Origin of the sequence: Herbidospora daliensis, assembly GCF_001570585.1 — a bacterium.
Lineage (GTDB): Bacteria > Actinomycetota > Actinomycetes > Streptosporangiales > Streptosporangiaceae > Herbidospora > Herbidospora daliensis.
In genome coordinates, this window is the sequence record NZ_BBXF01000008.1 from 1 (window position 1) to 7,580 (window position 7,580).

Annotated in this window: 5 protein-coding genes and 1 pseudogene; 2 read left to right on the plus strand and 4 right to left on the minus strand. The window is 71.1% G+C overall.

Features of this window, described 5'->3' with window-relative positions; genetic code table 11:
* Positions 1-1,156: pseudogene (locus tag AW274_RS42790) on the minus strand (hypothetical protein); the annotation flags it as partial.
* Between the two features lie 107 nt (positions 1,157-1,263).
* Positions 1,264-1,653, minus strand: coding sequence for a hypothetical protein (locus tag AW274_RS40775; protein WP_157520853.1), 390 nt, complete (start codon positions 1,651-1,653; stop codon positions 1,264-1,266).
* 189 nt (positions 1,654-1,842) lie between these two features.
* Between AW274_RS40775 and AW274_RS32680 the strand changes: the two genes are divergently transcribed.
* Complete coding sequence (locus tag AW274_RS32680; RefSeq protein ID WP_062440720.1) at positions 1,843-2,829, plus strand: aldo/keto reductase; 987 nt, start codon at positions 1,843-1,845, stop codon at positions 2,827-2,829.
* A gap of 13 nt (positions 2,830-2,842) precedes the next feature.
* On the plus strand, positions 2,843-3,412 hold the full coding sequence (locus tag AW274_RS32685) for a dihydrofolate reductase family protein (protein ID WP_062440723.1): 570 nt from the start codon (positions 2,843-2,845) through the stop codon (positions 3,410-3,412).
* On the opposite strand, the gene AW274_RS32690 is transcribed toward AW274_RS32685, so the two are convergent.
* Positions 3,385-4,776: an MFS transporter gene (locus AW274_RS32690; protein ID WP_062440727.1), complete on the minus strand. Its 1,392-nt coding sequence runs from the start codon at positions 4,774-4,776 to the stop codon at positions 3,385-3,387. The two genes, AW274_RS32685 and AW274_RS32690, sit on opposite strands and share 28 nt — an antisense overlap.
* A gap of 28 nt (positions 4,777-4,804) precedes the next feature.
* The gene (locus AW274_RS32695; RefSeq protein ID WP_062440730.1) at positions 4,805-7,489 is read right to left on the minus strand and encodes an aminotransferase class III-fold pyridoxal phosphate-dependent enzyme; all 2,685 of its coding nucleotides are present in this window, start codon (positions 7,487-7,489) and stop codon (positions 4,805-4,807) included.
* Between the last annotated feature and the right edge of the window lie 91 nt (positions 7,490-7,580).

Here is a 7,580-nt window from a genome sequence, read left to right on the forward strand (position 1 = left end):
CCGCCGGGCCGATCAGACCCGTTTCACCGATCGGGCCCTGGGGACCGATCGGACCCTGCGGTCCGTTCGGGCCCTGGGGGCCCACCGGGCCCTGGGCTCCGTTCGAACCCGAAGGACCCTGAGGTCCCATGGGTCCTGCCGGGCCCTGGGGACCCTGCGGACCCTGGGGGCCCATGGGGCCACCGGACGGACCCTGGGGGCCCTGCGGACCCATGGGGCCCATTGGGCCGCGCGGGCCACGGATGATGACCGGGTGGTGGTGCTTCTTCCAGCGAGGATCGTCGTGCCACCCCGCCACGCTCTGTGCCCGCAGCGGGGCCGTGGAGCTGACGGGCACGTTAGGGTTTTGGGCCCCCTGCTGCGTGCCGGGAACCACTGCGCCCTGCTGACCCTGCGGGCCCTGCGGGGCCGCCGGCTGGAACTGCGGCTGCGGCTGCTCAGGCATCTGAGGCTGCTGGCCGTTGTCGTCCCAACCGCCGTCCCAGCCGCCGCCGCCCTGCTCGTTGTCCCAGCCGCGGTCGTTGTTGTCGTCCCAGCCGCGGTCGTGGTGGCCGTGGTGGCCGTGGTGCTCGCGCTCTTCCTCTTCGTGGTGGCGGTGCTTCTTCTTGTGGTGCTTGTGGTGCTCCTCGAAGCGGTGGTGGTCGCGGCGGTGGTGGTGCCGCTCGTGCACGTGGTGGTGGTGGTTGCAGCGGTCGCCGTAGTGGTGGCCGCCGTGGCCCCAGTCGCCGTCGCCGCCCCAGCTGCGGGTAGCGCCGTAGCCGCCCTCGTCGTCGCTCCAGCCGCTCTCGTAGCCGTCGCCGTCCCAGCCGTGGTGACCGCCGTGGTGGTGGCCGTGGTCACAGTGGTGGTGGCTGCGGTGGACGAAGTGCTGGCGGTGGTGACGGTGGAAGAAGCGGTGGTGCCTGTGGTGGTGGTGGCGGAAGCGCTTGATCACCTTGATCTTGACGCGCTTCAGCGGCCGCTTCTCGTGGAACTTCCAGCCGATGGCGCCGATGTTGTCGCTCAGCACGCTCGCGCCGGTGACGGAGGAGGTGCTGGCGCTGACGCCGGTGGCCCCGGTGAGAACCAGGCCGCTCGCCGCTACTGCGACGGCGAGCGCCTTGGCGCCGCGAACGGCGCGACGACCGAACTCGCGCCCTTTATCCTGAAAAGTCATGTCAGTCCATGCTCTTTGGTACGTGCATCCGAATTACGGGATCTGAATTGATTCCGTAATGCTGAGTAGGGTGCCCGGCGTACCAAAAAGCGAAAAGCTGGACATAGCTAACTAACGTAAACGAGTTTGTATTGCGCAGGAAAAGCGCCGACGTTCTGACATGAGAGGACGTTCGCCATCGTCTCCCGGACTTCGCTGGTCGGGTCGCTCAGATCTTCGGCCGTGACCCCCCGCAGCGCCGAGCGCAGGCGCGTCAGATCGGCGGTGAGCACGGGGTTCGCGCGATCGGACACGTTGTCGAGGCGGCCTCCCACCAGGCCGTCGATCACGGTGAGCGTGTTCGCGAGATTCGGACTTTTAGGATCAATCTGCTGAACTTGGGCGACGATTTCGACGGCGGCTTCGCATGGTGTCCGGTTATCTGCCCAAAACAGGACGTATAACCCCAGGCCCGACATGACTAATATGACGGAAACTGCGACGGCGACGCGGGACATTGGCACTCCGAATGACGAGGGAACACGCCACAGGATGCCGTGAATAGGGGAAAGGTTGTCTTCCCATGACGAATACGTTGGAGTTCCGGGAAATACCCCTCCCGACATTTCCGGACTTGTCGTGACGTAACAGCTTGACCTGGAGCGCGGTCCAGCACCCAGACTCGGTCGCGACGACGGGAGGACCACATGAGATACCGCACGATCGGCGCCACCCCCGCCACCCGGCGGGAGGTCAGCGTGCTGTCGCTGGGGGCGATGCTGTTCGGCTCGGTGACCGACGAGGCGACCAGTTTCGCGATCCTCGACCGGTTCGTGGAGGCCGGGGGGACCTTCATCGACACCTCGGGCAACTACGCCTTCTGGACCGACGGCGGCCAGGGCGGGCACAGCGAGGAACTGCTCGGCCGCTGGCGGCGCTCGCGCGGCGTCGGCGCCGAGATCGTGATCGCCACCAAGGTCGGCGGCCGGCCGCTGGCCCCCGGCACGAGCTACACCGACAACCCCGAGGGGCTGTCGGCGAAGATCATCCGTGAGTCGGCCGAACGCAGCATGGAGCGGATGGGCCTCGACCGGATCGACGTCCTCTACGCGCACATCGAGGACCCCCGCACCCCGGTCGAGGAGACCGTCGAGGGCTTCGCCGCGCTGGTCGCCGAGGGCCTGGTCGGCATGCTCGGGGTCAGCAACCACGCCGCCTGGCGGGTCGAGCGGGCCCGCGCCCTGGCGGCGGCGCGGGGGCTGCCGGGCTACGAGATCCTCCAGTACGCCCACAGCTACCTGCGCCCCCGCGTGGACATCCCCGACGCGCTGTTCCGCGACGGCAACCTCGGGGCGGCGGGGCCCGACCTGATGTCGTACCTGAGGGAGGAGAAGGAGCTCGTGCTGGTGGCCTATTCGCCGCTGCTGTCGGGCCGCTACACGCGGGCCGACAAGGAGTTCCCGCCCGACTTCCGGCACCCGGGCGTGGACGCCCGGCTCGCCAGGGTGCGGGAGATCGCCGCCGAGACGGGGGCCTCCGTCAACCAGGTCGTGCTGGCCTGGCAGATGGGGCACGAGGTGCCGATCATCCCGCTGGCGGGCGCCTCGTCCCTGGCCCAGCTGGAGGAGAACCTGGCGGCCGTCGACCTGGAGCTGACGGCCGAGCAGCGGGCGGCGCTCGACGCGACCCACTAGCTAGCCTGGGGGGATGCGGAAGATCGTCATCATGTCGGCGGTGTCGCTCGACGGCTACATGGAGGGTCCCGGCCGGGACATCTCCTGGCACCGCGTCGACGCCGAGCTGCACCGCCACTTCAACGCCCTGCTCGCGCCGCTGAGCGCCTTCATCGACGGCCGGGTCACCCACGAGCTGATGGCCGATTACTGGCCGACCGCCGCCGACGACCCGGCGGCCTCCCGCGAGACCGCCGACTTCGCCCGGATCTGGGTCGCCAAGAAGAAGTACGTCTTCTCCCGCACCCTCCGCGAGGACCGCTGGAACACCGAGGTGGTGCGGGAGCTCGACCCCGAGTGGGTCAGGGAGCTCAAGGCGACGCCGGGGGCCGACATGGCGCTCGGCGGGGCGAACCTGATGGCCCAGTTCATGCGCCACGGCCTGGTCGACGAGTACCGGCTCTTCCTGAACCCGGTCGTGGTCGGCGGCGGCACCCCGCTGTTCCCGCCCGGCCTCGTCATGGACCTGCGGCTGATCGAGACCCGGCCGTTCGGCGACGGCGTGGTCGAGCTGACCTACCGGCCGGGCCCGAACAGGTCGTAGAGGGCGACCAGCAGCGCGGCCACCACGAAGGCCGACGAGGTGAGCATGGCGATCTGGAAGCTCTCCGCCCAGTTCCCGCGTGAGGTCGCCAGGTGGGCGAAGTAGACCGCGCCGACGGCCGCGATCCCGGCGGCCGAGCCGATCCGCTGCCAGGTCTGCAGCACCCCGCCCGCGCTGCCGGCCCGCCCGACCGGCACGTGGCTGAGCGTGAGGGTCTGGTTGGGCGAGATGACGAGCCCGCTGCCGACGCCCGACAGCAGCAGCGGCCCGGCCGCCGCCCACCCGGCGTGCTGGCCGGGCACCTCGTGCACGGCCAGCATCGTGGCCACGAACCCGACCGCCACGATGAACAACCCCCACGCGACCAGCGCCCGGCCGTAGCGGTGCACCAGCCGCCCGCTGATCCCGGCGGAGATGCCCGAGCCCACCGCGAACGGCACCGAGGCGAGCCCGGCCATCAGCGCCGAATACTGCAGGCCGTTCTGCAGGAACAGGGTGAACACGAAGAAGATCGCGGTGAACCCGGCGAAGTAGAGCACGCCGATCAGCCCGCCGAGCGTGAACGCCCGCGACCGGAACAGGTCCATGTGCACCAGCGGCTCGATGCGCCGGGCCGCCCGCAGCTCCCAGACGGCGAACCCGGCCAGCACGACCACTCCGGCGGGGACGAGCAGCCACTTCGGCGCGCCCGGCCACTGCTGGTTCTGCAGGAACGGCAGCAGCACCAGCAGCAGCCCGCCCGCCAGCAGCACCACGCCGACCGGGTCGAACCCCGCCTTCAACGTCCGGCGCGTGTTCTCGGCGGGCAGCAGCCGCAGCGCGAACGGCAACGACAGCAGGCCGATCGGCAGGTTGACGTAGAAGACCCAGCGCCAGCCGTTCTCCTCGCCGAAGAGCTGGATCAGCACGCCGCCCAGCAGCGGGCCCACGGCGGTGGACAGGCCGATCACCGCGCCCAGGTAGCCGAAGGCCCGGCCGCGCTCCGCACCCTGGAACATCTCCTGGATGTAGCCGCTGACCTGCGGCATCATCAGCGCGCCCGCCGCCCCCTGCACCAGCCGGGCGACGATCAGCCACCACTCGTTCTGGGCCGCGCCGCAGGCCGCGCTCGCGACGGTGAACAACACGATGCCCCACATGAACACCGCCCGCCGGCTGCGCGCGTCGCCCAGCCGCCCGCCCGGGATCAGAGCGAGGCCGAAGGCGAGGGCGTAGCCGGACACCACCCACTGGAGGCCGCTGTCGCTGGCGCCGATCCCCGCCTGGATGTCGGGCAGCGCCACGTTGACGATCGAGACGTCCAGCAGCGTCATGAACGCCGGGACCAGGCAGACGGCCAGGGCACGCCAGCGACGGGGATTCATACCCCGTCCACTGCCCCCACCTGGGGATTCACCAACCCTCCGACAGGGTGCGGGCCAGCGCGGCGGCGAAGAAGGCGGCGCTGTCCTCCGTCAGCACCATCGGCGGCTTGATCTTCAGGATGTTCAGGTGGTCGCCGGTCGGCTGCACGACCACGCCGAGCTCCAGCATCCGGTCGCAGATCGCCGAGGTCTCCTCGGTGGCCGGGGAGCCGTCGGGCCGGGTCAGCTCGACGCCCATGTAGAGGCCCAGGCCGTGCACCGCGCCGATGATCGGGTGCTCGGCGGCCAGACTCTCAATCAGGTCGCGCAGGCGGTCGCCGACCCGGGCCGCGTTGGCCTGGAGGCCCTCCTCCTCGATGACGTCGAGCACGGTCAGGCCGGTGACGCAGCTGACCGGGCTGCCGCCCGCGCTGGAGAAGAAGTAGCCCACCCTGCGGTAGGTCTCGGCGATCTCCCGGGTCGTGATGACCGCGCCCAGCGGATGGCCGTTGCCCATGGCCTTGGCGATCGTGATCACGTCGGGGACGACGCCCTGCTGCTCGAAGCCCCAGAAGTGGCGGCCGAGGCGGCCGTAGCCGACCTGGACCTCGTCGGCGACGCACAGACCTCCGTGGGCGCGGACCTTCTCGTAGACGGCCGACAGGTAGCCGTCGGGGAGCGGGATGCCGCCCGCGTTGCCGTAGAAGGCCTCGGCGATGAAGCCCGCCGGTTCGCCGATCATGGCGAGGGCCTTGGCGAGGGCGTCGGGGTCGCGGTGCGGGGCCGGGACCGGGCGCACCCAGGCCGGGCGGGTGGCCATCGCGTTCGGGTTGTCGGCCGTGGACGTGCTGACGGCGTCGGAGGCCGTCGTCCAGCCGTGGTAGGCCTCGGCGACGCAGAGCATCTCCTCGCGGCCGGTGGCGACCTGGACCAGCCGCAGCGCCAGGTCGACCGCCTCGGAGCCGCTGTTGACCAGGAAGACCGTGTCGAGCGGATCGGGGGCCAGGTCGGCCAGCCGCCGGGAGAAGTCGGCGATGGCGCGGTAGTTGAACCGCGAGTTGGTGTTCAGCAGGGCGAGCTGCCGCGACACCGCCTCGGTGAGGCGCGGGTGGGCGTGCCCGATCGCCGCGACGTTGTTCACCATGTCGAGGTAGGTGCGGCCGTGCACGTCGGTGAGGTGCTGCCGCCAGCCGCGCTCGATCCGGGGCGGGTCGGCGTAGTAGTGCTCCTGGACGGCGGCCAGCGCGTCGCGGGTGAAGGGGGCCGGTTCGGGGGCCGGGCGGATGCCGAACAGGGGGCCCGGGTCGGGGCAGACGGCCTGCCAGGCGGCCGCCTCCTCGGGGGTGACGAAGGCCGGGGGTTCGAGGTCGCGTACCGAGCAGAGGGTCGCGTAGACCGGACCGGAGACGGCGCCGATCTGGTCGCCGGCGCGGACCGGACCCTCCCACATCTCGACCCCGCTCAGCCGCAGGTCGAGGGTGGCGCCGTGCAGCACCCCCAGATGCACCTCGCCGTCGAAGGGCGCGTGCACCGCGGTGCCCGCCGGGAGGCGCGACTCGACGCCGAGCGGGACCGTCGCGGGCGCGTCGAAGGAGTGGATCCGGGTCTCGGTCAGCCGGGGCTCGCCGGCCCGGTGGGCGACGCCCTCTTCCGGCGTGTACGTCTCCAGCACCCCGCCCGGCAGCTCGCCCGTCACCGACAGGTCCCGCACCGGCAGCACCGGCACGATCGGCGCGCCCGAGAACCGGGCCGGCGGACTCTCCCGGAACGCCGCCTCGGCCACCTCGAACGGCAGGCTCAGCGCGGTCTCGAAGGCGCGGAACTCGGCGTCCTGCCGCTCGGTCGCGTAGTCGTTGTCGGGCTCCAGCAGCGCCTGGTGGACCCCGCTGACCACCAGCACCGCCGTGCGGGCCACGATCGCCGGCCAGAGCGCGGCCAGTTCGTCGCCGCTCAGCGGCACCACCCGCTGGAAGGCGCGCACCGCCGGGAGGATCGCCAGCGGCCGTTCGGGCGCGTGGTGCAGCAGCGACGCGCAGGTCACCGCGAGCTCGCCGACGATCCAGCCGTGCCCGAGGTCGCCGAAGTCGATCACGCCGTCGGGCACCGGACGCCCGTCGCGGCCGATCGAGCAGACCACGTTGTCGTCGGTCAGGTCGCCGTGGACGGCCTGCGTCCGCAGGTCGCCCGCCAGGGCGTCGAGCCGGTCGCAGGCCAGGTCGGCGGCCCGGCGCACCAGGTCGCGGCCGGTCGACAACGAGCCGATCATCTGGTCGATCTCGGTCCGGGCCCGGCGCAGGTCCCATTGGGAGACGCGGTCGAGGCCGGGGTGGTCGAGGTCGGCGAGGTTGGCCGCGAGCCGCCCGGCCAGGTCGCCGAGCCGTCCGACGACCACGGGCGCGAGGTAGGCGTGCTCGATCAGGGGCCGGCCGGGCACGAAGGTCAGCAACCGGGCCCGCAGGCCGTCGCCGAACCGGGCGACGTAGCCGCCCTCGGCCGCGGGTTGCGGTTGGGGCACCCTCATCCGGTCGCGGAGGTGCAGCAACGCGGCGTCCTGGGCGTCGAGTTCGGCGTCGGTGTAGCCGGTGTTGGCGACCTTGAGCAGGTACCGGCCGTCGACGACGTAGTTGCGGTCCTGATTGCTGCCGACCTCCCTGACCTCGCCGCGGACGCCGAAGCAGGTGTCGGCGATCTCTCGGGCCTGGTCGAGGGTCACATCAGGACGGACGACGTTCATGTGCCGACATTTCCGGTCATGTCGCTCAGTCTTGCATCGCCGGACAAACCGAAGTGATCGGAGTTGTCACCGTTTCGGTAGATAGCTCTTC